17 protein-coding genes are annotated in these 26,342 nt (G+C 73.3%); 6 read left to right on the top strand and 11 right to left on the bottom strand.

The window, feature by feature from the left end:
* The first annotated feature begins 26 nt into the window (after positions 1 to 26).
* Entirely contained in the window at positions 27 to 956 is a 930-nt protein-coding gene (locus LDL48_RS37270) for an RDD family protein (protein WP_225259872.1), read from the top strand.
* Here the strand turns inward: LDL48_RS37270 and argS are convergent.
* On the bottom strand, positions 906 to 2,564 hold the full coding sequence (gene argS / locus LDL48_RS37265) for an arginine--tRNA ligase (protein WP_225259871.1): 1,659 nt from the start codon (positions 2,562 to 2,564) through the stop codon (positions 906 to 908). The two genes, LDL48_RS37270 and argS, sit on opposite strands and share 51 nt — an antisense overlap.
* A gap of 531 nt (positions 2,565 to 3,095) precedes the next feature.
* On the opposite strand from argS, the gene dhaL reads away from it, so the two are divergent.
* Both dhaL and LDL48_RS37255 read left to right on the top strand, forming a co-directional pair.
* Entirely contained in the window at positions 3,096 to 4,781 is a 1,686-nt protein-coding gene (gene dhaL, locus LDL48_RS37260) for a dihydroxyacetone kinase subunit DhaL (RefSeq protein ID WP_225259870.1), read from the top strand.
* Positions 4,778 to 5,329 carry a protein-tyrosine phosphatase family protein gene (locus LDL48_RS37255; RefSeq protein WP_443667689.1) on the top strand — a complete coding sequence of 184 codons (552 nt, stop codon included), beginning with the start codon at positions 4,778 to 4,780 and terminating at the stop codon, positions 5,327 to 5,329. The genes dhaL and LDL48_RS37255 overlap by 4 nt, the downstream gene beginning before the upstream one ends.
* A gap of 9 nt (positions 5,330 to 5,338) precedes the next feature.
* Here LDL48_RS37255 and LDL48_RS44320 read toward each other — a convergent pair whose 3' ends face one another.
* From LDL48_RS44320 to LDL48_RS37235, 3 genes are all read right to left on the bottom strand, one after another.
* Positions 5,339 to 7,375, bottom strand: a complete 2,037-nt coding sequence (locus LDL48_RS44320; protein ID WP_272493131.1) for a methyl-accepting chemotaxis protein — start codon at positions 7,373 to 7,375, stop codon at positions 5,339 to 5,341.
* 61 nt (positions 7,376 to 7,436) lie between these two features.
* Positions 7,437 to 8,246 (bottom strand): class I SAM-dependent methyltransferase, encoded by an 810-nt coding sequence (locus LDL48_RS37240; protein ID WP_225259869.1) that lies wholly within the window; start codon positions 8,244 to 8,246, stop codon positions 7,437 to 7,439.
* Positions 8,247 to 8,295: 49 nt separating this feature from the next.
* Complete coding sequence (locus tag LDL48_RS37235; RefSeq protein WP_225259868.1) at positions 8,296 to 10,869, bottom strand: ATP-binding protein; 2,574 nt, start codon at positions 10,867 to 10,869, stop codon at positions 8,296 to 8,298.
* Positions 10,870 to 11,058: 189 nt separating this feature from the next.
* Between LDL48_RS37235 and LDL48_RS37230 the strand changes: the two genes are divergently transcribed.
* Both LDL48_RS37230 and LDL48_RS37225 read left to right on the top strand, forming a co-directional pair.
* Entirely contained in the window at positions 11,059 to 12,261 is a 1,203-nt protein-coding gene (locus tag LDL48_RS37230) for a hypothetical protein (protein ID WP_225259867.1), read from the top strand.
* Positions 12,262 to 12,461: 200 nt separating this feature from the next.
* Complete coding sequence (locus tag LDL48_RS37225) at positions 12,462 to 15,743, top strand: S8 family serine peptidase (protein ID WP_225259866.1); 3,282 nt, start codon at positions 12,462 to 12,464, stop codon at positions 15,741 to 15,743.
* A gap of 1,194 nt (positions 15,744 to 16,937) precedes the next feature.
* On the opposite strand, the gene LDL48_RS37220 is transcribed toward LDL48_RS37225, so the two are convergent.
* From LDL48_RS37220 to LDL48_RS37205, 4 genes are all read right to left on the bottom strand, one after another.
* Positions 16,938 to 18,926, bottom strand: coding sequence for a CotH kinase family protein (locus LDL48_RS37220; protein ID WP_225259865.1), 1,989 nt, complete (start codon positions 18,924 to 18,926; stop codon positions 16,938 to 16,940).
* Positions 18,919 to 19,707: a polyphosphate polymerase domain-containing protein gene (locus LDL48_RS37215; RefSeq protein ID WP_225259864.1), complete on the bottom strand. Its 789-nt coding sequence runs from the start codon at positions 19,705 to 19,707 to the stop codon at positions 18,919 to 18,921. The genes LDL48_RS37220 and LDL48_RS37215 overlap by 8 nt, the downstream gene beginning before the upstream one ends.
* Complete coding sequence (locus LDL48_RS37210; protein ID WP_225259863.1) at positions 19,704 to 20,312, bottom strand: DUF4956 domain-containing protein; 609 nt, start codon at positions 20,310 to 20,312, stop codon at positions 19,704 to 19,706. The genes LDL48_RS37215 and LDL48_RS37210 overlap by 4 nt, the downstream gene beginning before the upstream one ends.
* Before the next feature lie 347 nt (positions 20,313 to 20,659).
* Positions 20,660 to 22,180, bottom strand: a complete 1,521-nt coding sequence (locus tag LDL48_RS37205; RefSeq protein ID WP_225259862.1) for a S1 family peptidase — start codon at positions 22,178 to 22,180, stop codon at positions 20,660 to 20,662.
* A 236-nt stretch (positions 22,181 to 22,416) separates the two neighbouring features.
* Here LDL48_RS37205 and LDL48_RS37200 point away from each other — a divergent pair, with 236 nt between their 5' ends.
* Positions 22,417 to 23,517: a trypsin-like serine peptidase gene (locus tag LDL48_RS37200; RefSeq protein WP_225259861.1), complete on the top strand. Its 1,101-nt coding sequence runs from the start codon at positions 22,417 to 22,419 to the stop codon at positions 23,515 to 23,517.
* Between the two features lie 11 nt (positions 23,518 to 23,528).
* On the opposite strand, the gene LDL48_RS37195 is transcribed toward LDL48_RS37200, so the two are convergent.
* From LDL48_RS37195 to LDL48_RS37185, 3 genes are read right to left on the bottom strand one after another with little or no spacing between them, the layout of a single operon-like run.
* Complete coding sequence (locus LDL48_RS37195) at positions 23,529 to 25,415, bottom strand: EAL domain-containing protein (RefSeq protein WP_225259860.1); 1,887 nt, start codon at positions 25,413 to 25,415, stop codon at positions 23,529 to 23,531.
* Complete coding sequence (locus LDL48_RS37190; protein ID WP_225259859.1) at positions 25,412 to 25,957, bottom strand: RNA polymerase sigma factor; 546 nt, start codon at positions 25,955 to 25,957, stop codon at positions 25,412 to 25,414. Before LDL48_RS37190 ends, LDL48_RS37195 begins: the two co-directional genes overlap by 4 nt.
* Complete coding sequence (locus tag LDL48_RS37185) at positions 25,957 to 26,235, bottom strand: hypothetical protein (RefSeq protein WP_225259858.1); 279 nt, start codon at positions 26,233 to 26,235, stop codon at positions 25,957 to 25,959. Before LDL48_RS37185 ends, LDL48_RS37190 begins: the two co-directional genes overlap by 1 nt.
* Positions 26,236 to 26,342 lie beyond the last annotated feature (107 nt).

Below are 26,342 nucleotides of genomic sequence, written 5' to 3'. Positions count from 1 at the left end.
CGGTGCGGATGGTGTTGACTGTGCGGGTGACCGTGCCCGCCGTGCCCCGTCCGCCGGACGCCGCCCCCGGCGGCGACCGGCTGGTCAACGGCGAGGCGGTGGAGGTCGACGTCCGGGTGGCCCGGCTCGGCTCCCGGGCGCTGGCCCTGCTGCTGGACATCGGCGTCCAGGTGGTGCTGGTGCTGTTCCTGGTCGCGGTGGCGCTGCTGGCGATCCCGCCGATCTTCGGTGACCTGGTCGACGACGCGTTCGTGCAGACCACGTTCCTGGTGCTGACGATCGGCGTGTTCATCGCGTACCCGACGCTGATGGAGACCCTGACCAACGGGCGCAGCCTGGGCAAGCGCGCGCTGGGCCTGCGGGTGGTCCGGGAGGACGGCGGCCCGATCCGGGTACGGCACGCGCTGACCCGCACCCTGGTCGGCGTGGCCGTCGAGTGGCCCGGCCTGATCATGCCGCTGATCACCTGGGTGGTCAGCATGCTCACCATGCTGTTCTCGGCGCGCAGCCGGCGCCTCGGCGATCTGGCCGCCGGCACGTTCGTGGTGCACGAGCGGTCGTCCGCGGAGTGGGGCTGGATGCCGGCCATGCCTCCGGCGCTGGCCGGGTGGGCGGCCACCCTGGACCTCAGCGGGATCGACGACGACCTGGCCCTGGCCACCCGGCACTACCTGGCCCGCAGCAAGCAGATCCGGCAGCCGTACCATCGCCGGTTCGCGTACGCGCTGGCCGAGGAGATGGCCGCCCGCATCCCGCAGCCGCCGCCACCGGGCACGCCGCCGTGGCTGTTCCTGGCCGCGGTGCTGGCCGAGCGGCGCCGCCGCGCCGCCCAGCACGTGTACGCGTCCCGCGAACTCACCGACCGGATCTGGCCCGGCTTCGGACGGCTGGACCGCTTCGGCACGTCACATGCGCTCCGGAGTGTCGATGCCGAGCAGACCCAGCCCCTGCCGTAGCACCCGGGCGGTCAGCTCGCACAGCCCGAGCCGGCTGTCCCGCACCGCCGGCGGGGCGGTGCGCACCGGGCACCGCTCGTAGAACGCGCTGAACGTGGTCGCCACCCGGTACAGCTGCCCGGCCAGCCGGTGCAGTTCCAGCGACGACACCACCTGCTCCACCAGCGCCGGGAACGCGAGCAGTTCCAGTGCCAGCGCCCGCTCCGCCGGGTCGGTGAGCGACACCGGGCCCGGCGCGGCACCGGACTTCCGCAGGATCGAGCGGATCCGGGCGTGCGCGTACTGCAGGTAGGGCCCGGTGTTGCCGGTGAGCGCCAGCATCCGGTCCCAGTCGAACAGGTAGTCGGACATCCGGTCGCCGGACAGGTCGGCGTACTTCAGCGCGCCGACGCCCACCGCCCGGGCCACCAGAGGATCGGCGCTCAGCGCGGACGCCCGCTGCTCCGCGGTGTCCAGCAGGTCGGCCAGTTTCACCGGGTCACCGGACCGGCTCGCGAACGTCCGGCCGTCCGGCCCGAGGATGGAACCGAACCCGATGTGCGTGGCGGTCACCCCGGCGGGCAGCCAGCCGGCGGCGCGGGCCACCGCGTACACCATCTGGAAGTGCATCCGCTGCGGCGTGCCCACCACGTAGAGCAGCTGGGACGCGCCCAGCTCCCGCACCCGGTGACGCAGCGCCGCCAGGTCGGTGGCGGCGTACCCGAATCCGCCGTCGCTCTTGCGCACGATCAGCGGCAACGGCCCGCCGTCCCGGCCGGTGAACCCGTCCGGGAACGCGCACAACGCGCCGTCGCTGACCCGGACCAGGCCCTTGTCCTCGAGTTCCGCCACCACGTCGGCGAGCATGTCCTGGTAGAAGCTCTCCCCCACGAAGTCGCCGGCGGTCAGCGTCACGCCCAGCCGGTCGTACACGTCCAGGAAGTAGCTCTCCGACTGCGCCACCAACCGCCGCCACAGCGCCGTGGTGGTGGCGTCGCCGCCCTGCAGCGCCACCACCCGCAACCGGGCCCGCACCCGGAACTCCGGGTCGGCGTCGAACCTCGCCCGCGCCGCCCGGTAGAACGCGGTCAGATCGCCGCCCTCCCCGCCGCCGGTCTCCAGCAGGTGCTCCAGCAGCATCCCGAACGGCGTACCCCAGTCCCCGAGATGGTTGGCCCGCACCACCCGGTGACCGGCCCACTCCAGCAGCCGCGCCGCCGCGTCCCCGATCACGGTCGACCGCAGATGCCCCACGTGCAGTTCCTTGGCCACGTTCGGCGCCGAGTAGTCGACCACCACGGTCCGCGGCTCGGTGGTCAGCGGCACCCCGAGCCGGCCGTCCGCGGCCAGTTCCGCCAGCGCCGCGTGCACCAGCCCGTCGTCCACGCTCAGATTGACGAACCCGGGCCCGGACACCTCGGCCACCGCGATCCCGCCCAGGTCGGCGCGGGCCAGCACGTCGGACGCGACGTCCCGGGGTGCCCGCCGCAGCACCCGGGCCAGCGGCAACGCCGCCCCGGACTGGAAGTCGGCATGCTGCGAACGCCGGACGGCGGCATCCACCGGACGGCCGGCGACGGCCTGCAGAGCGGTGGCGAGCCGGTCGGACAGCAGAGCTTCGAAGTTCATCAGAGACCCCATCGACGGTACGGACGGTCGCGGGTCGATCAGCACCGTCGTGCGCCCGGGGGTGCACAGCCGGCGGGTGAGGCGACCCGCCGGCGGAGAACGTGCGTCAGCGCGGACGGTCGGGACGGACCCGGCGTCGCTGGCGTCGCACGTCGCTGCACATGCCGCCCACTCTAGCGGCCGGCTCCCCCACCCGCCGCCGACATTTCACCCGGCCCGTGCCGAGCGGACGTCCCCGGCCGTCCCCGCCGCACGCCGTCTGCCGCTCAGATCGCGCCGAGTCGCGTGGCGCTGGTGTACCACTGGAGCGCTCCAGTGGCACACCAGCGTCGTTGGCGAACGGCTTGCGGGTGGGAACGGGACGGATCGGGTCACCTTGACAAGAACGGCGGCCGGCGATCCGGAGCGCACCACCCGCTGCCGGGCACCGGCCCGGGCACGGCCGGCGGGGGCGCCGCCGGCCAGGTCCACGACATCCCCTTCCCCGGCACGGGCGCGCGGGCCGGCGCCCGGCAAGGAAAGATGGGCGGCGTGAAGAAACTCATCAACGCGGCCGGCGACGTGGTCGGCGAGGCTTTGGACGGACTCACACTGACCCACCCGGGCATCGCCCGCCTGCAGGGCTCCACCACCGCCCTGCGTCGCGACGTCGCGGACGTGCGCGCCGCCGGGCTGGTCACGCTGCTCTCCGGCGGCGGCGCGGGACACGAGCCGGCGCACGCCGGCTACGTGGGACGGGGCATGCTGACCGCCGCAGTCGCCGGTGAGGTCTTCACGTCGCCGTCGGTGGACGCGGTGCTGGAGGCGATCCGGGCGGTGGCGTCGCCCGGCGGGGTGCTGCTGATCGTCAAGAACTACACCGGCGACCGGCTCAACTTCGGCCTCGCCGCGGAGCTGGCGCGGTCCGAGGGCATCGACGTGGCCACCGTGGTGGTCGCCGACGACGTGGCGCTGGCCGGCGGGGCCGGTGCCGGGCGGCGCGGACTGGCCGGGACGGTCCTGGTGCACAAGGTGGCCGGCGCCGCCGCGGAGGCGGGCCTGCCGCTGGACGAGGTGGCCCGGCGGGCGCAGCGGGCGGCGGACACGGTCGGCACGATGGGCCTGGCGCTGACGCCGTGCACGGTGCCGGCGGCCGGGCAGCCGGGGTTCCTGCTGGAGGCCGACGAGATCGAGTGGGGGCTGGGCATCCACGGCGAGCCGGGCGTCGAGCGGACCACGCTGCAACCGGCCCGGGACGTGGTGGACCGCCTGCTCACCGCGATCGTCGAGGACCGTGGCATCGCCGCGGGGCAGCGGGTGGCGCTGCTGGTGAACGGTCTGGGTGCGACGCCGCCGATGGAGTTGTCCATCGTGGCCGGAGCCGCCGTGGCGCGGCTGCGGGAGCGCGGCATCGTGGTGGACCGGGTGTGGGATGGCAACTTCCTCACCGCGCTGGACATGGCCGGTTGTTCGCTGAGCGTGCTGCCGGTGGACGACGAGACGGTGGCCGCCCTGGACGCACCCACCACGGCGCCGGGGTGGCCGGGCACCGTCTCCGCGGGCGAGCCCGCGTCGGTGCCCGCGCCGCCGGCGGACCGGGGCGAGTCCGGCACGCTGCCGGTCGACGATCCGGTACGCCGCGGGCTGGAGGCGGTGGCCGAGGCGCTGATCTCGGTACGCGACGAACTCACCGAGCTGGACCGCGAGGTGGGCGACGGCGACCTGGGCATCAGTCTGGCGCGCGGGGCGGCCGCGTTGCTCGCCGAGTGCCCGGACTATCCCGGCGAGGCCGGGCCGGCGGCGGTGCTCCGGGCCGCGTCGGCGACCGTGCGGCGCAGTGTCGGCGGCACCTCCGGCCCGTTGTACGCGGTCCTGCTGCTGCGCGCCGCGGCGGCGTTGCCGGACTCCACGCCGCGGTCGTGGGCGGCCGCGTTACGGGCCGGCGTGGACGGGGTCCGCGAGGTGGGCGGCGCCGAGGTGGGCGACCGGACCATGGTGGACGCGCTGGCACCGGCGGCGGACGCCTTCGAGGCGGCGTTGCGGGACGGGGCCGGCTGGCGGGACGCCCTGTCGGCGGCGGCGGACGCGGCGGCGGCCGGGGCGGCGGCCACCGCGGACATCCGGGCCCGGCTGGGCCGTTCCAGCTATCTGGGCGACCGGGTGCTGGGCCGTCCCGATCCCGGTGCCCAGGCGGTGGCCCTGTGGCTGGCCGCCCTGGCCGGGCCGGTGCGGCCGTGACCGCCGACCGGGGGCCGCAGGACCGGGCCCAAGCAGACAGCCGGAAGCCGATCAACCCCGCCGCCGACCGGGAACCGACCGGCCCGGACCCAGCCGCCGACCGGGAACCGACCGGCCCGGACCCGGCGCCGGGCTGGGAGCCGGACGATCCGGGCGTGCTGCGGCTGCCGTCGGGGCTTCTCGTCCGGGGCCGGGGCCTGCGTCGTCCGCTGCCGCCCGGCCGCACGCCCACGTTCGGCCTCTACCTGCTCGGGCGGGCGCCGGCCGAGCCGGACTGGGAGTTCCGCCACGTGCGCTGGCCGGACTTCCGGTTGCCGTCCGATCCGGCGTACCTGCGGGTGGTGCTGGCGGAGGCGCGGGAGCGGGCCGCGACCGGCCGGGTGGAGGTCGCCTGCGGCGGCGGGGTCGGCCGGACCGGTACGGCCCTGGCCTGTCTCGCCGTGCTGGACGGGGTGCCGGCCGCGGAGGCGGTCGCGTTCGTCCGGGCGCACTACCATCCGCGGGCGGTGGAGACCCCGTGGCAGCGGCGTTTCGTGCGCCGGTTCTGAGGCGACGGTTCAGGCTGGGCCGTCCAGCACCCGGTTCACGTAGGTGTCGATGCGATCGGCGAGGCGCTCGTCGTCGACCCGGAACTCCATGCCGACCTGACCGGCCTCCGCGCCGGTGCCCCGGTTCACCACCCGGGCCTGGACCGGGATGCGGTCGTCGCCCTGGATCAGCACGACCTCGAGGGTGTCCCCGACGGTGAGCGGCAGCTCCGGCTCGACCCGCACCCGTACGCCGCCCGCGCTGACGTCGAGCAGCGCGGCCGGGTGGGGTTCGGTGCCGCCGGGCAGGCGCAGTTCCACGGTGCCGCCCACCGCCACCCGGTCGGCCCGGCGGCGTTCCAGCTGCACGGCCAGCCCGGACATCTCCTCGACCCGGCCGATGGTGTGCCCCATCAGCTCGGCCAGGCGGCCCACCACCGCGCCCTGGTCGGCGGCGACCGCCCGCAGCGAGGTGGCCGCCTCGCCGACGCTGCCGATGCCGGACACCATCGCGGCGATCGTGTCGGACATCTCGGCGGTGTCGCGTTCCAGTTTCTCGATGGTCTCGGTGATCTGCTCGGTGGACCGCGACGTCGTGGTGGCCAGTTCCTTCACCTCGTCGGCCACCACGGTGAAGCCGCGGCCCAGGTCGCCGGCCCGGGCCGCCTCGATGGTGGCGTTCAGGGCGAGCAGCCGGGTCTGCCCGGCGATGCCCTTGACCAGGACCGCGGTCGCCGCCACCCGGCGCAGGCTCTCCTCCAGCGAGGTGATCACCTCTTCGGCCCGGCGGGCGTGGTCCACCACCGCGGCCGTCGCCACGTGGGTGGTGGAGATCTGCGTGTCGATCGTGTCGGACGCCTGGCGTACGTCGCCGACCTGGTCGGTGACCTGCCGCAGTTCCTCCGCGATCACCGTGGTCGACTCGTCGATGATCGCCTGCGCGCGTTCCTTGAGCCGCAGCTCGGCCTGTTTCTGGTTGAGGAAGCTGTGCCGCAGCTGCTGCTCGCGGATCGCCTGGCCGTCGCGCAGCTGCGCCTCCTGGGTGACCATCCGGGTCCGGGCGGTGTCCAGGGCCTGCCCGATCTCGCCGAGTTCGTCCCGGCCGGACGGCAGCCGGCGGGGCGCGAAGTCACCGTCGGCGATGGCGGTCACGCCGGTCACGGCGAGCGCCACGTCATGCCGGGTACGCCAGAGCACGGCGGCGGCGAACCAGGCGGCGACGACGAACCCGCCGGCCGCGATGAGCAGGATGACCAGGCGTTCGTCGGTGAAGCCGTCGATCCGCACGGTGAGCAGCCGGCGGAGGGTGTCGACGGCGGCCGGGACGGCGGCCTTGATCGCGTCGGCGGCGGCCACCACGTCGACCGGACCAGGGTTGGCCAGTGCTCCGGTGAGCGTGGTGGCCAGGGCGGCCAGGGCGTCGGCGGCACCGTTCAGCGGCGCCAGGTCCGCCTCCAGGCCGGGCAGCGCGGTGCTGGCGGCGGCCGTGCGGACGTCCGTACGCAGGCTGTCCGCCACCCCGGAGAGGGTGCCCGCCCGCACCGCCTGCTCGGCCACCGCGGTGCGGTCGGTGGCCGCCTCCGCGGTGGCCGCCTCCGCCGCCGCCAGCAGCGCCCGGGGCAGCTGCACGATCTGCACGTCCATCACGTAGAACGAGTCGAGGTCCGGGTCCAGGATCAGGTTGGACGTGTTGCCGACCTCGGTGACCAGGGCGGCCAGCGCGTTGGCCAGGGCGACCAGGTCCGAGCCGTTCGGCAGGTCGTCCCGCAGCTTCAGGTCGGGATGGGCGTCGATGGCCGTACGCACGGCGGCCAGGTCGGCCTGGCGCCCGGCCACCGTGTCGGCGAGGGCCAGCAGCGTGGGCCGGACCACCTCGGTGCCCTGGTACTCCAGCGAGCTGAAGGCGATCTTGCCGTTGGCTTCGCTGGTGTAGGCGTACGTCGCCAGCAGTCCCGGGACGACCAGCAGCAGGACCAGCGTGCCGAGACGCAGACTGGTCCGCATCCGGTCCGCGGCCACCAGCGCGGGGCGCAGCAGTGCCGGCGGACGTGCCACGGAGCTCGCCATGATCCGATTTCATCACGTGGCCCGCCCCGATCAGACCATTTTGCGCCGGTTACGCCGGGCCTCAGCGGCGGCGGGCCAGCACCTCGACGTACCCGGACGGCACCCGGACCGTGCCGTCGCCCGCGACGTTGTACCGGTGCACCAGCTGCACCAGGTCGTCGAAGAGCGGCGCGGCGTCCGTACCCAGCGCCTCGAACGCCTTCAGCGTGGGGCCGTAGTGGTCCCGGAAGTACTCCGCGAACGCCTCCGCCGAGCCGAACCGGAAGACGAAGTCGCGGCGGGTCACCCGCAGGTCGTCGACGCGCCCGGCGAACAGCTCCCGCAGTCGCGGCTCGTGGCCCCACTCCACCGGTGCGCGCACGCCCGGCGGCGGCGGTACCCGGCGGCCCACCGTGCGGAACAGGTCCCCGATGAACCCGTCCGGCGTCCAGTTGGCCAGCGCCACGGTGCCGCCGGGCCGGACCACGCGGACCAGTTCCGCCGCCGCCTGCTCCTGGTTCGGCGCGAACATCACGCCGACCACCGAGAACACCGCGTCGTAGGCGCCGTCCGGGCCGGGCAGCGCCTCGGCGTCGCCCTCGAGGAACCGGACCGGCAGGTGTTCGGCGGCAGCCCGGGCCCGGCCGCGCTCCAGCAGGTCCGGTACGTAGTCCACGGCGTCCACGGCGCACAGGCAACGCGCCGCCGCGATGGCCGCGTTGCCGGTGCCGGTGGCCACGTCGAGCACCCGGCTGCCGGCCGCCAGATCCGCCGCCTGCACCAGGTGCTCCGCGATGGGATGGATCAGCGCCGCGACCGCGCCGTAGTCGCCGCTCGCCCAGGTGTTGCGCTGCTTGGCCTTGAGGCCGTCCAGTTCCAGTGTGGTGGTCATGGCGGGAACGCTAGGAGCGGCCGGCCGCCCGCCGCATGGGGAGACCTCCCTATGTTGGGAGCAGCCCGCGCCGGCGGGCCACCGCGGCCGCGAGACCGCGCGAGGGTACGCCGAGCTTGCCCAGCACCGCCGACACGTGATGGTCGACGGTCTTCACCGACACCGTCAGCCGCGCCGCGATCTGCGCGTTGCTGAGCCCGTCGGCGAGCAGTTCGAGCACCTCCAGCTGCCGCCCGGTCAGCCCGGCCGGGTCGGCTGCCGTGGCCGGACGCGGTCCGCGCGGCAGCCGCACGCCGCGTTCCCGCAGGTCGGCCCGGAGCCGCCGGACCACCGCCGGGGCGTCCAGCCGGTCCATGATCCGCAGTGCCTCGGCCGCCGCGTCGGCGTCGCCGTACGCCAGCGCATGCGCCCGGTGGTACGGGCACCGCTGCCGCGCCCAGTGGTCGGCGGCGCCGCGCCAGTCGCCGTCCACGAGCATCCGGTACGGCGGGGCCAGCACCGCCGGCACCGCGTCCGGTGCGCCGCACCGCCGCAGCGTGGCCACGAGTTCGCCGGTGTACCACGGGTGCTCGACCCGGACCGCGAGTTCCAGCCCACGGCGGGCCTCGGCGGCGCCCCGCTCCGGGTCTCCGGTGAGCCAGTAGTACTCGGCCAGGGCGATGGCGGCCGGCACCAGGAACTGCCGTTCCCCGGTGCGGTAGCCGCGCTCGGCGGCCAGCGCCAGGTCGTCGTACGCGCCCGGGTCGCCGCGCCGGGCCCGGACCGTCCCGCGCACCGCCAGCGACTCCACCAGCGCCCCGCCGGGTTGTTCCGGCCCGGACAGCGCGTCCTCGGCGTCGGCCAGCGCGGCCGTCCAGTCGCCGCGCTGCAGGCGCAGCCGGGCCCGGTGACCGAGCACGTGGCGGGTGTAGCCGTCCAGGTCGCGGGCGGTGGTGAAGTCCAGCACCCGGTCCAGGCTCTCCTCGGCCAGGTCCAGGTCCATCCACTCCACGGCGAGCGTGGCCAGGTTGACCAGCGCACGCCCGGCGTGGTCGTCCATGCCCGCGGCGGCCGCCACGGTGTGCGCGCGGCGCAGCTCCTCGACGCCGGCCCGGTCGCCGACCCGCAGGCGGGCGGTGCCGATGTTGACCCGGGCGTGCAGTTCGGTGTCGCGGTCGCCGAGCCGGCGGGCGAGTTCGCGGGCACGCTCCCCCGCGGTGATCGACTCGGTCTCCTGGTCGGCCAGCATGCACAGCTGGGACAGGTTGCTCCAGGCCGCCGCGAGCTGCCGCCCGGGCGGGATCGCCGCCAGTACCTCCACCGCGCGCAGGCCCGCCTCCCGGGCCTGGTCCGGCCGCCCGTTCCACCAGTGCAGGCGGGACACCCAGCGCAGGTTCTCGCCGAGGCGCTCGGTGTCCCCGGTCTCCCGGCGCAGCGCCAGGGCCCGCTGCCGAGCGTCCAGCGCCTCCGGGGTGAGGCCACCGAGGTAGGCGGCCAGCGCGTACGCCTCCAGCAGGTCGGCCCGGTCCGGTGCCGGGTGGCCGCCGGTCAGCGGCAGCGCGGTCGCGTAGTGGGCGGCGGCCTGCCGGTAGGCGCCCACCTCGGTGGCGCGCCGGGCCGCGACCGGCGCCCAGTGCAACACCGCCGCGGTGTCGCCGGCGTGGTGCGCGTGGTGCACCAGGCGCGCCGGGTCGGTGCCGGGGCGCCCGGCCAGCGCGGCCAGCACCTCGGCGTGCAGCGCGGCGCGGCGGACCGGCGACAGCGACTCCTCGACGGCCCGGCGGAGCAGTTCGTGCCGGTACGCCACCCGGTCCCCGACCGCCGCCAGCACGCCGTGGACCAGGCACTCGTCGACCGCGGCCGGACGCGACCCGAGCAGCGCCGACTCGGCCCGGGACGGCACCACCGAGACCAGTCCGGCCACGTCGCGGGCGGCCGGGGAGAGCCGGCTCAGCCGGGACAGGGCCAGGTCCCGGACGGTTGCCGGGATGCCCGGGGCGGACGCCTCCAGCAACTCGGTCACCAGCAGCGGGTTGCCGCCGGTCACCGCGTACACCTCGGTGGGGGAACGACCGGCGCGGCGGGCGAGCCGCGCCACCGCGGCGGCCGACAACGGCGCCGGCGTGAACCGCCGGACCGACGCGCGGGGCAGGCCGGCCAGCACGGTCCGCAGATGGTGGTCCGGGCCGACCTCGTCGTCGCGGTAGGTGAGCAGCAGCAGGGCCCGGCACAGCGCGAGCCGGCGGCCGAGGAACGCCACCATGTCGAGCGTGGCCTCGTCCGCCCAGTGCAGGTCCTCCAGGACCACCACCGGCCGGGCGAGTTGCCGCGGCCCGTCCAGCGCGGACAGCAGCGCGTCGAAGACGTCGCCGCGGGACGAGTCGGCGAGCCGTTCCCGCAGCGCGCCGCCGACCTGGCGGGCGATGTCGTGCAGCGGCCCGAGCGCACGGGGGGTGAGCAGCGGATCGCAGGCGCCCCAGAGGACCCGGGCCCGGCCGCCCAGCCGGGACGTGAACGCGGCGGCCAGTGCGGACTTCCCCGCGCCGGCCTCCCCGGCGACGACCGCGACGCGTCCGCCGCCGGCCGTCTCGGCCAGCAGCGCATCCAGGCCGGCCAGCGTGTCCGCGCGTTCCAGCAGCTCCATCACGGCCGATGGTAGGCATTCCGGCGGTCGCCGGGCAGCCGCCGGTCGGACACTTTCCGGCACTGACTTAATCCATTTCTAAGGAACGCCAAAGCAACCATTTTGAAAAGTTTTTCGGGCTTGAACGACTGCGTCGTCCCCGCACGTATCGCCTGCCGAACACCCCCAGCGGAAAGACAGGTGAGGCACATGTCGGTCAATGGCTACGGCAGTTGGCGTCGGTCGGGTTCGGCCGACGGGCAGCGGCGGTGGCGCGCCCCGGTCACGATCGCAGCCGCCGCCCTGGCGTTGGCCGGCGGCGGACTCGGCGTGGCACTGGCCGGCACCGGCGGCTCCGAGGCGTCCGGCTCGGCCATCGTCTGTCCCGATGTGGCGAGCAGGTTGCCGGACATCCCGGCCCGGGCGCAGGCCGAGGTGGACCGCAATCTGGCGCTGTTGCAGAAGCAGATCGACGAGGCCAACGCCGACCTGGTCCGCCGAGGAGGCGAGGGCGGCGCGAACTTCGTGCAGAACGCGATCCTCGGCCCGCTGGAGGACAAGCGGACCGCGGCCATCGACCGGATCGCCATCTCCATCGGCCGGGCCGGGGAGAAGCCGCAGGGTCTCGGTGCGCTGGCGGCGTGCTCGCTGGGCGAGGGCGGGCAGGGCGGCGACGAGGCCGAGGAATCGGCACCGCCGGCCGACGAGGCACCGCCCGCGGAGGACGGCGACGACACCGGCACCGCCGGCGCCATCACCTGCCCCGACGTGGCCGGTGAGCTGCCCAACGTCCCGGCGCAGGCGCAGGCCGAGGTGGACCGCAACCTGGCGCTGCTGCAGACCCAGATCGACGAGGCCAACGCCCGCCTGGTCAGCAGCGAGGGCGAGGGCGGCGCGAACTTCGTGCAGAACGCCATCCTCGGCCCGCTGGAGGACAAGCGGATCGCCACCATCAACCGGATCGCCACCGCCATCGGACGCAACGCCGTCCGCCCGGCCGGGCTCGACGCGCTCGCGCCGTGTTCGGTCTCCGACGACGCCGCCCCGCCCGCCGAGGAGGGCGCCCCGCCGGCTGAGGACGGCGCGGCCCCGCCCGCCGAGGAGGGCGAGAACGTGACCGCCGGCGACATCACCTGCCCGGACGTGGCGAGCCGGCTGCCCGGCATCCCGGCGCAGGCGCAGGCCGAGGTGGACCGCAACCTGGCCCTGCTCAACACGCAGATCTCCGAGGCGAACAACCGCCTGGTCAGCAGCGAGGGCGAGGGCGGCGCGAACTTCGTGCAGAACGCCATCCTCGGCCCGCTGGAGGACAAGCGGTTCGCCACCATCAACCGGATCGCCACGGCCATCGGGCGTAACGCGGCCCGCCCGGCCGGACTCGACGCGCTGGCCCCCTGCCAATTGGCCAGCTGACCCCCCGCGAGTCCGCGCCCGCCCGGCACCGCCCGTCTTCCCGACGGGCGGTGCCGGGCTTCGTTGCAGGCCCAGCCTCGGTAGACCGGGCCGCAGCATCCCCGCGCCTTTGCAACCGCCCGGCAACCGCCGGGCACCACCGCCACTCCCTCCGCACCGTCTCCTGTCCTCAGCACACTCCCCCGTGCGCTGGAGGCGACGTGATCTCGAAGAAGCTGTGGGCCGGGCTGGGCGCCGGAACGCTGACGGTGACGCTGGGCGCCGGCGTGGCCGCGGCCGTGCTGCCGCGGCTCGACGACCTGCCGCTGCGGCCGCTGGCCGTGGACGGGCCCGCGCTGGACGATCGCGAACACGTCCTGGTCCGGGTGCCGGCCGCCGCGGCCCTGGTGCCGGTGGCCACGGCGCCCGCGGCACCGCCGACCGGCGCGGTGCCGGGCCTGGACCTGAAACGCCTCGAGCGGTACGCGGGCCGGATCCGCGCCCTGGAACGCTCCGGCGACCGGGTGCACGCGGTCCTCACCGACGGGACCCGGGTGGACGTGACCAAGGGTGTGCCGGCCGCCTCGCCGGTGGCACCGGCCGAACCGGTCGACCACCGCCGGGTGCCGGAACCGCTGCGCGAACTGGCCGCCGACCCGGACGTCGCCGAGGTGTCCCGGGTGGACGCCCGCACCTGGCGGGTGATCGGCGACCTGTCCGCGGCGAAGGTGGGCAAGCTGACCGGCCTGGCCGCGTCGGAGGACGTACTGATGCACATCGAGCACACCGACGACACGTACGGGCCGCTGCTCTGGGCGCTGGACAACGAGGGGGACGCGGTCGGCGGCTACCCGGCGAAGGACGACGCGGACGTCGACGGCGTCGAGTCGACGGCGAAGGCCACCGGTGCCGGCGTCACCGTCGCGGTAATCGACACCGGGGTGCAGCTGAACCACCCGGACCTGCCGCCGATGTGGCAGAACCCGGACGAGATTTGCGGGAACGGGACCGACGACGACCAGAACGGGTACGTCGACGACTGCACCGGCTGGGACTTCGTGCACGAGGACAACACCGTGTACGACGCCGCCGACAGCAACGACCACGCCACCCACATCGCCGGCACGATCGCGGCGGTACCGAACAACGGCCGCGGGGTGGCCGGGCTCGCGCCGGGCGTCACGATCATGCCGCTCAAGGTCTCCGCGAACGGTTCCATGCGGATCTCGGACATCGTCGAGGCCATCCGGTACGCCGCCGACAACGGCGCCCGGGTGATCAACGCGAGCTTCGGCAACATGCCGGGCTCGGCGCCGCGCTCCGCCGTCCAGGTGCTGGAGGACGCCATCGCGTACGCCCGCGGCAAGGGCGTCCTGGTGGCCGCCGCGGCCGGCAACGACGCCGCGAACACGGACACCGCCGCGGTGTGGCCGGCCGACCTGCCGCTGGACAACATCGTGTCGGTGGGCGCGTCCACCGCGGACGAGAAGCGGGCGGCGTTCTCCAACTACGGCAGCGCCACCGTGGACCTGTTCGCACCCGGCCACTACATCGTGTCCACGGTGCCGGGCAGCGGATACGAAGCGATGCAGGGTACGTCGATGGCCGCGCCGCACGTCGCCGCCGCGGCCGCCGCGGTGCTCTCGAAGCACCCGGCGATGACGCCGGCCCAGGTGCGCGAACGGTTGATGGAGACGGTCGACCCCGATCCCGGGTACGCCGGACGCTCGGTCACCGGCGGCCGGTTGAACGCCGACCGCGCCGTGGCACCGACCGCGGCGACCGACCCGTCCGTGCTGGCCGCCGGGTTCGCCGAGTTCGCCGCGGACCGCAGGCACACCGGCACGCTGACGGTCAGCGCCTCGGCCGGGCTGGCACCGGCGGACGCCCGGGTCACCTGGCGGGGCTCGCTGGTCGCCGCGGTGGAGGGCGCCACGTACGCGGTGGTCGGCCACCCGTTGACCGTGAACGGCACGGAACGCTCCACCGACGCGCAGGGTCAGGTACTGCTCGGCCCGGCGGACGGGGTGGCCGGGAACGATCCGGCGCTGACCGGCGAGGGGGTGGCCGTGGAGTTGGGGGCGACACTCCCGGCCGGGGAGTACGCGCTGGTGGTGGACGTGGTGTCGGCAGCGGATCCGCGGTTCGCGTACGGCCAGTCGGTGGCGGTGTTCTTCACCGTCGCGCCGGCCGGCGGTTCGGCTCCGGGCGACGGCTCCGCACCCGGCGACGGCTCCGCACCCGGCGACGGCTCCGCACCCGGCGACGGCTCCGCACCCGGCGACGGCTCCGCACCCGGCGACGGCTCCGCACCCGGCGACGGCTCCGCACCCGGCGACGGCTCCGCTCCCGGCGACGGCTCCGCTCCCGGTGACGGCTCCGCTCCTGGGGTCGACCCCGTTCAGCCGGGTGCTCCGGGTGACGGCTCGGTTCCGGGTGCGCCGGCTCAGCCCGGCGTCCCCGGCAGCCCGGTTGAACCCGGTGACGGCCCGGGGAGTCCGGCTCAACCCGGCGACAACCCCGGCAGCCCGGCTCAACCCGGCGACGACCCGGGCGGGCCGGCTCAACCCGGCGATGGCCCCGGAAACCCCGCTCAACCCGGTGACAACCCCGGGGCGCCGGGAGACCACCCCGGTGCCGCTCCGACCGCACCCGGTAACGCTCCGGCACAGCCCGGCCCCGGCCCGGCCCAGCCCGGCGACGGACCCGGCGCGCCCGGCCGGCCCGGTAATGGGCCAGCCGCGCCGGGAGACCGACCCGGCGACGAGGACGGCGGTGCCCCCGGGACGCCGGGGTCGCCCGGCGCACCCGGTACTCCGGGCGACCCGCTGCCCCAGCCGGACCCGGTGACCGACGACGGCATCACGATCAGCGCGGTCACCCCGGACCACGGCCCCGCCACCGGCGACACCGCGATGATGATCGTGGGGTCCGGCTTCCCGGAGTACCCGGTGGTGACCGTGGGCGGCCGGCCCGCCCCGGTACTGAGCCGCAGCCGCGCCAGCCTCACCGTGTCCACCCCCGGCGGCGACGCCGGGACCACGGTGGACGTCACCGTGGCGGACCGGGTGGACCGCTCGGTCACCATGCGGAACGCGTTCCGCTACGACGGCACCGCGACGGCAGACCCCGCACCGACCACGCCCGGCGACCCCGGCAACGACAGTCCCGGCAGTGACGGACCAGGCAGCGACGGGCCGGGTAGCGACGGGCCAGGCAGCGACGGGCCAGGCAGTGACGGGCCGGGAAGCGACGGGCCAGGCAGTGACGGACCAGGCAGCGACGGGCCAGGCAGCGACGGGCCGAGCACCGACAATCCGGCGCCGACCGGTCCGGCGGGCACCACCTACCGTCCGGCGCCGATCGTGGGGCCGGACGGGGTCCAGAACGGCCTTCGCCTCGCGCTGTTCCTGGACAACAACCCGCTCGGCGCGTGGCAGCCGGGGCGCTGGCCGCAACACCGCTGCACCAAGCCGGCCTGCCCGGCGGTGGCGGTGCGCTAGCCGGACCTATCCTGCGGGGCGGCGTTGATCATCATCGGTGGAGGCCGAGCATGGCATCAACCCCGGGCGTCGGACGGCCCCGCGCGGTCTGCCACGACGCGCCGCCGCCAGCCCGCCCTGCCGTCCGGACATCGCCGCGCCGCCACACCCACCTCAGTGGGACACGACGGTAGTTATGAGGCGGGCTCATAGCAGCGTTGGTGTACCAGTGGAGCGCTCCACTGGTACACCAACGTCGGAACGACACCCCGGCAGCCACCATCGCGTGTGAGCCAGCCGGCCCCGGTCACTCTCGGCCACGGCACCACCGCGAATTCGGCAACCCGCCTCGCCGAGAGCACCCCATCCGGAGATCCGGCAACCACCGTGGCCGCTCTCACCAGCAGCCACCGCGACCCTGGGCAGCCTTCCCGGCCGCCCACGACCACCGCTGCATGCGCCTCTTCCACCCGCGATCTTGTGGACTAGTGGTCGGACACCGACCACAGCTGCACGACTTCGATCCTCACACGCGCCCAAGCGCCCGATTCGCCCCTCCGCGACGCACCTCGCCCGTACCCGGCCCAGCCACGCCGCGTGGAGAACCGGCGCGCTCCGCACCACAACCCCACACACCCCGCCGCCCCACCACGACGTGCGGGAAAGCGGCGCCCACCGCACCACACCTCCACACGCCCCCAGCCGCCGACCCCGCCGCGTGGAGAACCGGCGCGCTCCGCACCACAACCCCACACACCCCCGGCCACCAACCCCGCCGCGTGGAAAACCGGCCCGCTCCGCACCACAACCCCACACACCCCCGGCCACCGACCACGCCGCGTGGAAAACCGGCCCGCTCCGCACCACAACCCCACACACCCCCGGCCACCAACCCCGCCGCGTGGAAAACCGGCCCGCTCCGCACCACAACCCCACACACCCCCGGCCACCAACCCCGCCGCGTGGAAAACCGGCCCGCTCCGCACCACAACCCCACACACCCCGCCGCCCCACCACGACGTGCGGGAAAGCGGCGCCCACCGCACCCGGCACCAGCCGAACCACACGCGGCACTGCACGCACGGGGCGCCGGGGCCGGGGGGCCCGGGGCCGGGGGCCGGGGGCCGGGGGCCGGGGGCCGGGGGCCGGGGGCCGGGGGCCGGACACCATGGATCCCTCGCGCTGCCGGTCGGGCGGCACGAGGGATCCGGTGCGTCAGCTGGCGGTGCAGGTCACCGCCGGTGCCGCGTTGGTGCCCGTCCACGAACCGAGAACCCCGAACGTGGCGCTGGCCGCCGGGTTCAGCGCGCCGTTGTGGCCGGCGTTCCGGGCCGTCACCACGGCGCCGCTGCTGGACAGCACCGCGTTCCAGCCCTGGCTGACCTGCTGCCCGTTGGCGAAGGTCAGGGTGACGGTCCACCCGTTGATCCGGGCCGCTCCGGCGGTCACCGTCACCTCACCCTGGAAGCCACCACCCCACTGGCCGAGCTGCGTGTAGGCGGCGGTGCATCCGGCCACCGGGGTCGGTGGCGGCGGAGTGGTCGTCGTCGGAGGCAGCGGCGGGCTGGTCGTGGTGCGGCCCCAGCCGGCCGTGCTGTCCAGCCAGGCCGCCCGCTGGGTCATCCAGGTGCGCATCACCTGCACCTGCCCCGCCCAGGTGGGCGTGGTGTCGGTGATGAACGGCCCGACCATCCGGGTGCCCAGGTTCGGCCACTTCTGGAAGTTGCGCTGTGCCGCGTTGGTCAGCGGTGCGGTGAGCGCGTCGATCCGGGCGCCCAGCGACGCGTCGGACAGCAGCCCGTTGCGCAGGGTCTGCCAGCGGGCCCGCAGTTCCTGCTGGAACGTGGGTTCGCCGAGCAGGATCTGGAACCAGTCGTTGGCCATCGGCGTGCGGGTCTGCTGGTACTGCCAGCCGGCGGTCTGGTTGTTGTTGAAGAACCCGCCGGTGCCGAACGTCAGGTCGTAGTCCCAGAGCGGGCCGGCCGTGATCGGGCCCTCCCGGTCCTTGTAGAAGTACGTGCTCCGGATGTAGGAGTCCATCTCGCGGCTGAACTCGTTGAGGATGATCAGGTCGATCCACGATTTTACGTCGATCCAGCTGCGATAGCCGGTCTGTGGATCGGCCATCTGTGGACTGTGCAGCATGTCGTGGAACTGCTGCAGATACTGCGTCAACCAGGTCTTCTGCTGCGCATTCAGCGGCGACGGGTCGTACACCTCGAGGAAGTTCCAGCAGGTCGCCGCGGCGCCGGTGCAGGGCAGCGTCGGCTCCTCGGCGGCCAGCCACTCGAACTTGAAGATGTACCCGCCGGAGATCTTGGGCAGCGTGGTGTCGGTCTCCTCGAGTTCCTTCAGGTCGAGCCGGTCCTTGTTGTTCTTGATCGTCTCGACCAGCATGTAGACGCCCTGGTAGTCGGCGGCGGCCACCGGCGAGTTGTCGACGTTGAGGTACAGCTCGACGAACCGGTACCGCGCCGTGGCCATGCCCATCTCCCGGCCCAGGTCGTACACCAGCGCCTCGCGGACCAGCGACTTGTCGCTGAACGGGCCGCGCAGCACCCAGTCCGAGTCGGCGGGCATGCCCAGCATCGGGTGGTCCGCGTCCTCGTCCGCGTTGTCGCGCAGTTCCAGGCGGTACGGCGCCTTCTCGAACATCGCCGACGACTGGCCGCGCAGGTGGATGCCCGCCCGGGTGGCCACGGTGGGCGCGGCGGACAGGGAGGTGCGTCCGCCGGCGGTGTCGAACACCATCGCGGCGGCGTCCACGTACTCCCGGCCGGGTTTGCCCTTGCCGTAGTTGTCGATCAGCATCAGTGGCAGGTCGTGCTGGGCGTCGACCGCGCGGGCCACGTACAGCGCGGTGCCGGCGGCGCCGGTGGGTGCACCGTTGGCGAACGCCTGCGCGCGCACCTGGGTGGTCCGGGTCAGAGCCAGGGCGCCGGAGTACGCCGGGGAGGTCGCGGTCGGCACCGAACCGTCCGTGGTGTACCGGATCTGAGCGCCGCTGAGCGCGGTGCCCAGCGTCACCGACAGCGAGTTCTGGAACGTCCCGCTCGGCACCGAGAAGGTGATGTCACCGCTCAACTCGTCGCCCGCGGCGCTCACCGGGGCCACCGCGGTCTCCGTGCCGTACGCCGGCGCGGCCGTGACCACCATGCAGATGGCCAGGAGGATGCCGACGACTTTCGGCACGGGTCTACGCATGGAGCATGTCCTCTCTCGGGGCGGTGAAGTGCCGCCTCAGCACCCGTTGCCAGGGTGCGGCCGGAAGGTCCGCGCGGATCGCGGCGAGTCCGGTGGCGTACTTGGAGATCGCGACCGGACGGTGGCCGCGCTGCCACAACCTGCGGTCCGCGAACGACGCGGCCGAACCGGTCTTCGTCTCGACGATGGCGGTCTGCGGCAGTTGCAGTTCCCGGCCTTCGGCGGTCCACCGCAGGTGGGTGTCCACGGTGACCCGGCTTTCCGAGGCCGGCAGCAGCAGCGCGAAACGCAGATACTGGGTACGCAGGGTGGGCCCGAACTCGGCACCGATCCGGGCCGCGAGGTCGTGGCGAGTGAAGATCTCCTCCAGGAAGCTCCGGCCGGCGCCGACGGTGTGCTGGTGCTCGGGCTGGTGCGGCGCGCGATACTTGATGGTGCTGCCGCGCGGGCCGGGCACCTTGACCTCGAGCCAGCACGTGCCGGAGTCCACGTACGTCCGGGTCCGGATCTTGAACCGCCGCCGGTGCCGGTGCGCGGTCATCCGGTAGCTGGTCAACTCCGGGGTGTCGAAGTAGAGCGACTCGTAGGTGAAGTGGCGCACCCCCTCGATCTCCAGCACCGCGGCCGACGGTCCGAGCGTGTCCAGCAGCCATCCGACCTCGCCGACCGGGACGACGTACTTGCGGTCGACCCGGCTCTGCAGGGCCGCCCGTTCCTCGATCTCGGCCAGCCCGACCCGCGGCAGCGCGTACAGCGACGGGAAGGCCATGGTGGCGGTCATCGGTGCACCGCATAGGCAGCCGGGCTGACCGGGTTCACCGGTGCGGCCGAGCGGCGTGACGACATCGCGTAACGGACGTCGACCACGGTGGAGTCGTTGATCAGGTCGACCCGCTGCGAGCGAGCGGAATGGACCTTGGCACCGAGCAGTTCCTCGAGGCGGCTGACCAGTTCGGCCTGATCGGTCACGGCGGAGTCGAGGACGACGATCTGCTGCCGGTACCGGCTGAACAGGCGGCGGTTGTCGGCGATCCCCATGACCAGCAGGATCAGGCCCATCAACGCGATGTTGCGCCAGATCGACGCGGTGTCCAGCGCGCCGAGCAGGCCGAGCGCCAGCGCCGAGAAGAAGTAGGCCACCTCGTGCTGGTCCAGCTCCGTGGAGCGGAGCCGGATGATGGACAGCACACCGAACAGCGCGAATCCCAGACCGAGGCCGGTCGCCGTCGTGCTCGTCCGCAGGGCGTCGGCCACGGCGAGCACGCCGATGTTCACGCCGAAGTATGCGACCACCAGGTCGCGGCGCCGATGCCGCGGAAAGTAGAGCCCGAGCACGAGCAGCGAGACCGCGACGATCTCGGCCCCGAGCAAGGCGAGTTCGGACATGCTCCGTCCTCCTCGGTGAATATGAGTGAGCCAGAAAGTTTCCGGAAGTTGTCCGGAACTTGTCCGAAAAGACTAGATCGGTCCAACGATAGATGTCAATGTCTGCGCTCGCGCCGGACCGTCGAGCGCGACCCACAGGAAGCTGAGCTGGCAAGACGGCCAAGGAAACCGACAATATGAATGGCCTGTGAATAACGAAAGTTTCGGAAATTGTTTCGATCATCGGTGCTCGGCATTACTGAATGTGTCGATCCGACTACGCGGACACGGCAAAACGCCGTCCGGGAGCGGAAGCTCCCGGACGGCGCTGTCGTTCCGCCGCCCGCGGCGCGCGGGCGGTGTCCCGCCTACGGCCAGACGGTCGTCCAGAGGGCGCTGAGCCCACCGTCCTTCACCAGGGCCGGCCCGTCGAGGGTCACCACGCCGATCCGGTCGGCGGCGATGTCGAGCTGCCGCACGTTGGTGTACTGCGTGACGAACGCCGCGGTCAGCGCGCCGTCCTTGACCTTGGCCACCCGGTCCGTGGTGAGCAGGCCGATCCGGTCACCGGCCAGGGACAGCACGTCGGCACCGGAGGTGGCCTGGATCTCCCAGAGGGCGCTCAGTCCGCCGTCCTTCACCCGTGCCGCCCCGGCCGTGGTGACCACGCCGATCCGGTCGGCCGACAGCGCGATCTGGCGTACCCCGGTGAACTGGGTGACCCAGGGTGCGCTGAGCCCGCCGTCCTTGACCAGCGCCGCGCCGGCGTTCGTCAGCACGCCGATCCGGTCGCCGGCCAGCGCGATCTGCTGCACGCCCTGGTATTCGGTCACCCACGCCGCGCTCAGCCCGCCGTCCTTGACCAGCGCCACACCGGCGTTCGTGACGATGCCGATCCGGTTCGCGGACAACGCCAACTGCTTGACGTTCGAGTACTCGTTGACGAAGGTGGCGGTGGTCGCACCGTCCTTGACGTAGGCGACGCCGTCGTTGGTCAGCACGCCGATGCGGTCGCCGTCGACCACGATCTGCTTGGCGTTCGCCAGCAGGGTGGTCCAGGCGGCACTCAGGCCGCCCTCCTTCACCTGCGTGCCGTAGTCGCCCTTGAGCAGCCCGATCCGGGTGGCGGTCAGCGCCAGCTGCTGCGCGCCGGGGGTGACGGCGTTCTGGCTGATCCAGGTGGCGAGCCCGTCGAGGCGCGCCTCGACCGCGGTGCGCCGCGTCTCGGTCTCGCCCAGGCAGCCGCCCTGTGTGGACGCGACGTGCACGCCGACCAACTCGAACCCGGAACCCACCCGGCGCAGCGCCGGGCCGCCGGCGTCGCCCTTGCAGATCGTCGCGTCGCCGGTGCCGGTGAGTTCCAGTGTGCCGGCGGCGACCGCGGCCACGGTGAAGTCGGCGGTGCGCAGCGTGGTCGGTACCCAGGTGTCACCGGTGCGGCCGTAGCCACCCGCGACCACCGTGTCACCGACCGTCGGCGCGGCGGTGGAGACCTTCACCACAGGTACGCCGTACGCCGGTCGCGACAGCCGGGCCAGCACCACGCCGCGGTCCGGATGCGGCACCACCCGGTCGACACGGACGACCAGGCCGGCCGAGGTGGCGAGGTCGGGACGGCCGAGCGTGGCGGTGGTCGGCAGCGCGGGTGCCCCGGCCGGCACCGCGCCACCGTCGGCGAAGCACGAGGTCGCCGTGACCAGCCACCACGGCGTGATCAGCGCGCCGGTGCAGGAGCGCACGCCGCCGACGTCGAGCTTCGCGGCGAACCGCAGCGCGTCACCGGATGCCGCCGTTCCGCCACCGACCGCGTGGGCCGCCGTGCCGACAGCTTGGACTCCGGCCGCGCCCAGCAGCGCCACGGCGCAGGCGACAACCCATCTTTTGGCCATGAATATCCGCATTGAACCGTGCTCCCCCGTAGAGCTTGATCTGTCTGGCGTGGACCTTATCGACATCCGCCGACGCGCGTCGCCCCGCGCACTTCGGACGACCCGAGGCTCGGCCGTATGACCGGTGCCCGAAGGTCATCCTCGCTGATAAATATTGATCGCCGTGGACCACGGTGGTGGACCGGCCGGGTCTTGACACTGAACGGAGCAACATGTCACAGCCGCGCGTACGGCGCTTGATTCTTCCTGCCCTGACGACACTCGTCGTCGGCGCCGGCGCAGTCTTCATCCCCTCCGCGTTCGCCGCACCGGGTCCGTCGTCCGACGCCGTCGAGCCCAGCGCCACGCCCGCCGACCCACCGGTCACCGTCCGGGTCGAGCAGAAGACGCCCGCACAGCTGCGCGCGATCTGGACGCCGGAACGCCTCCGGCAGGCCGAGGCCAACCCCGTCGACGTCCCGGCCGCTCCGCCGGCCGGCGCACCGAAGGCCGCGGACGACGCGGATGAGACCGCACCGACCCTGAGCGCCTCGGCCCCCGCGGTGGCACCCAAGGCCGCCCGCTCGACCGCGTCGGTGTCGGCCCAGGCGACCGTCAGCGTCTCGCAACGGGTGCCCAACCCCCGGGCGAGGCCCACCTCGGCGGTGGGCCGGCTGTACTTCCAGGACGCCAAGGAGGAGGGGTACTACACCTGTACCGCCACCGCCATCACCAGCCGCAACAAGAACACCGCGTGGACGGCCGGCCACTGCGTGCACCGCGGTTCCGGCGGTGAGTCGGGCTGGTACCGGAACCACATCTTCATCCCGGCACGCGACGGTTACGACACCGGACCCTACGGATACTGGTACGGCTCCCGGACGTTGGTGCCCACCGCCTGGCCGACCCGGGGCGACACCAAGGACTCGGACATGGGCGCCATCGTGCTGACCCCGCCCGGGTCGACCACCCTCGAGGACGCCGTGGGCGCCTACGGTTACACGTTCGGCGGGTCCACCGCCTATGCGAGCGTCCGCACGTACGGATATCCCGAAAAGGGTTACAACCGGCCGGACAGCGACTTCGCCGAGGGCGAGTACATGATGTTCTGCGAGGGCAACACGGTGGACGCGGCCACGTCCAGCGCCACCGACGATCGCCTCCGGATGTCCTGCGACATGGGCGCCGGCTCGAGCGGCGGCCCGCTCGCCACGGGCGTCGGGACGAACAACATCCGGATCGTCGGCACCAACAGCAGCCGCGACATCCAGAACGGGAAGTACATCAACAACTGGCTGTACTCGTCGAATCACGGTGCCAACGCCGTCGAACTGATCAACCGCGTCAACAACAGCTGAGGCCCGCCGGGCTAGATCGCCCGTCGCTCCCGGTACCTGGCAGCCGGATACAACTCGAGTTCGATCGACCGGGTACGCGGCCGGTCGGCGACGAGTTGTTCCGGCTCGCCGACGTGGAAGCCCTGCGCGAAGTCGACTCCGTAGGCGCGCAACAGATCCAGCGTGGCGTCGTCCTGGACGTACTCGGCAGCGGTCAGAATGCCGAGCTTGCGGCAGATCTGCACCAGGCCCTGGACGACCGCCTGCAACGGCTCGGAGTCGGGCAGCCCTTGGATGAAGCTGCCGTCGATCTTGACCAGGTCGACCGGCAGCTTCGTCAGGAAGCCGAGCGGGGTGTTGCCGGTGCCGAAATCGTCCAGCGCCAGCTGGCAGCCCAGCTCGCGTACGCCGTCGGCGAACCTGCGGGCGACGGTGAGATTGCCGATGGCCGCGGTCTCGGTGATCTCGACGGTGAGGTGCTCCGGGTTGACGCGGAACCGTTCGACGGCCGCCCGCAGGTGTTCCAGCAGGAGCGGGTCCGCGAGCGAGCGGCCGGACACGTTGATCTGGTAATGCGACGTCTGCGCGCCCTCGCCGATCAGGCGCAGCGCGTGGTTGATCACCCACTTGTCGACCGCCAGGATCTCGTCCACGTGCTCCGCGAGGTGCAGGAAGGTGGTCGGCGGGATGGGCCGGCCCACGTCGTCCAGGACGCGCAACAGGATCTCGTGCCGGGTGGTCCGGTTAAGTTCCAGGTCCCGGAGCGGCTGCGCGTAGAGCGCGAACCGGTTCTGCTCGACCGCGCTGCGGATGCCGGCCCGGCAGATCTCCCGCCGGTCCTCGGCCGACGGCGGCTGCCGCAGCACGTGCAGCGGCCGGTCCTCGTGCTTGGCCCGGCGCCACGCCGTCTCGGCGTCGAGCAGCAGTTCGATGCTCTCGCTCGGCAGCCGGTAGTCGTAGTGCACCAGCCCGCCGAACGCGTCCAGGCGAGGGCACCCGGCCAGGAACCGGGTGCTGCGGAGCTGACCGACCACCATTTCCGCCTTCGCGGTCGCCGACTCCAGGGTCGTGTACGGCATCAGCACCCCGAACTCGTAGCGGCCGAGCAGTCCGCACGGGTCCGAGTCCACGACGTCACGCAGCACCTTCGCGGCGGCCGCGCCGAGCCGGTCGTCGTGCCCGGAGTCCACGTCGGAGCTGCGCCGGATGTACGGCGGCGCGGAGACCACCAGCAGGGTGCCGGTCCCGGTACGGAGGGCCCGGCCCACCTCGTCCGCGAACGCCCGCCGGCTGAGCAGACCGGTCTCCGCGTCCACCTCGGCCAGGTCCTTCTGCACGCTGCCGTCACGCAGCGCCCGGCGCTCGTCGTCCTGGCGACGCTTGCAGGCCGTGGTGACGTCGTGTCCGGTGGCGATGATGCCGGTCGGCCGGCGGTGCCGGTCGGTGAGGATCTCCACCAGTACCTCGACGTAGGCGGCAGACCCGTCCCGCATGGTGATCCGGCAGGTGAACTCCACCGCCGACCGGTGGCGCCAGGCGCTCCGGAGCCGCCGGCACACCGCGGTCCGGTCCGCGGCATGGATGAGCGACACCAGCCGGATCATCGACTTCTGCGCCTCGACCGGGGCCAGGCCGAAGATCCGCGACGTCTCGTCCGACCAGTCCAGCCGCCCGGTGCCCGCGTCCCAGATGATCGAGCCGCGCTTCCGGAGCTGTGCCGCCCGCCCGATGCGCGTGGCTTCGCCGCCGTCCCCGCCGACCGGGTCGGGCAGGTCCACGTCGCTGATGATCTCGGGTCCCTCGCGCAGCCGGCGGCCGTGGTCCTCGGCCACCCGGCGTACCGCACGGCGGGCCCGGGCGTGCTCCAGGGGGGTGGGCGCGTCCTGCGCGGCGAGCGCGAGCAGCTCATCGAGATTCATGCCGGCGTCCCCTCGTCGGCACCGGACCGAAACAGCTCGCGGTACTTCCTGCGCACCTCACTCTTGTAGGTGCACACCGTGGTGACGGCCAGGCCCAGCTGCATCGCGATCTGCTCGTCGGTGTCGCCCTCGACCATCAGCGCCAGCACCGCGCGCTGCCGGAACGGCAGTTGACTGAGCGTGTACCGCAGCACCATCTCCGCCTCGTACGCGCTGGTGGGCTCCGCGACCTCGTCCGGCTCCAGCGGAACGAGGCTTCTGCCGTTCTGCCGCTCGTGCAGGCTGAGCAGCTTGTGCCAGGCGGTCCGCCGGACCCAGTACAGCGGCTTGTCGCAGGCCGACACCGCCTCCCACTTGTCCATCGTGACAATGAGGGCCTCGTGCAGCGCGTCCTGAGCGAGGTGCGGGTCGAAGCACTGCCGCAGCAGGAAACTCAAGATCTTGGAGTAGTTCTCCTCGAGGAACCGGGCCAGCGAGTCCTGCAGCTCGGCTCGGCGACGCTCGTTCTCGTCGTCCGGTGGGAACGCCTGCGCCGGCATCATCAGGCCGCCGCCTCCCCGGACCGGGCCGGCTCGCCGATCTCGATCAGCCGCTCGCCGTCGTCGTCCCGCTCGACCATCCGGATTCTGGCCCGTGGATTGTTCACCAGCTCGGCCATCCCGGCGGCCCGCGCGATGCAGCGGGCCGAGCGCTCCCGCTCCAGCTGCACCCGGACCCGCTGCCGCAGGTGCGTACGGAGCAGGCCGCCCAGGTTGACCGCGGTGACGGCCGCGCCCACCAGACCCGCCCCGGCCGCAAGCCAGGCGTTGATGTCGATCATCTCTGTCCCTTCAGGGCAGTTCGCTTTCGCATGTAACTCCGCGAACGCGACGTTCGGTAAGCCCCGATGGAACAACTATTTTCACCATGATCGATGATCAGTAAGGT

It is taken from the genome of Jidongwangia harbinensis (assembly GCF_020216025.1).
In the GTDB taxonomy this organism is placed as follows: Bacteria; Actinomycetota; Actinomycetes; order Mycobacteriales; family Micromonosporaceae; genus Actinoplanes; species Actinoplanes harbinensis.
The sequence above is the reverse complement of the archived record's forward strand: the minus strand, read 5'-3'. Positions and strand labels throughout refer to the sequence as shown.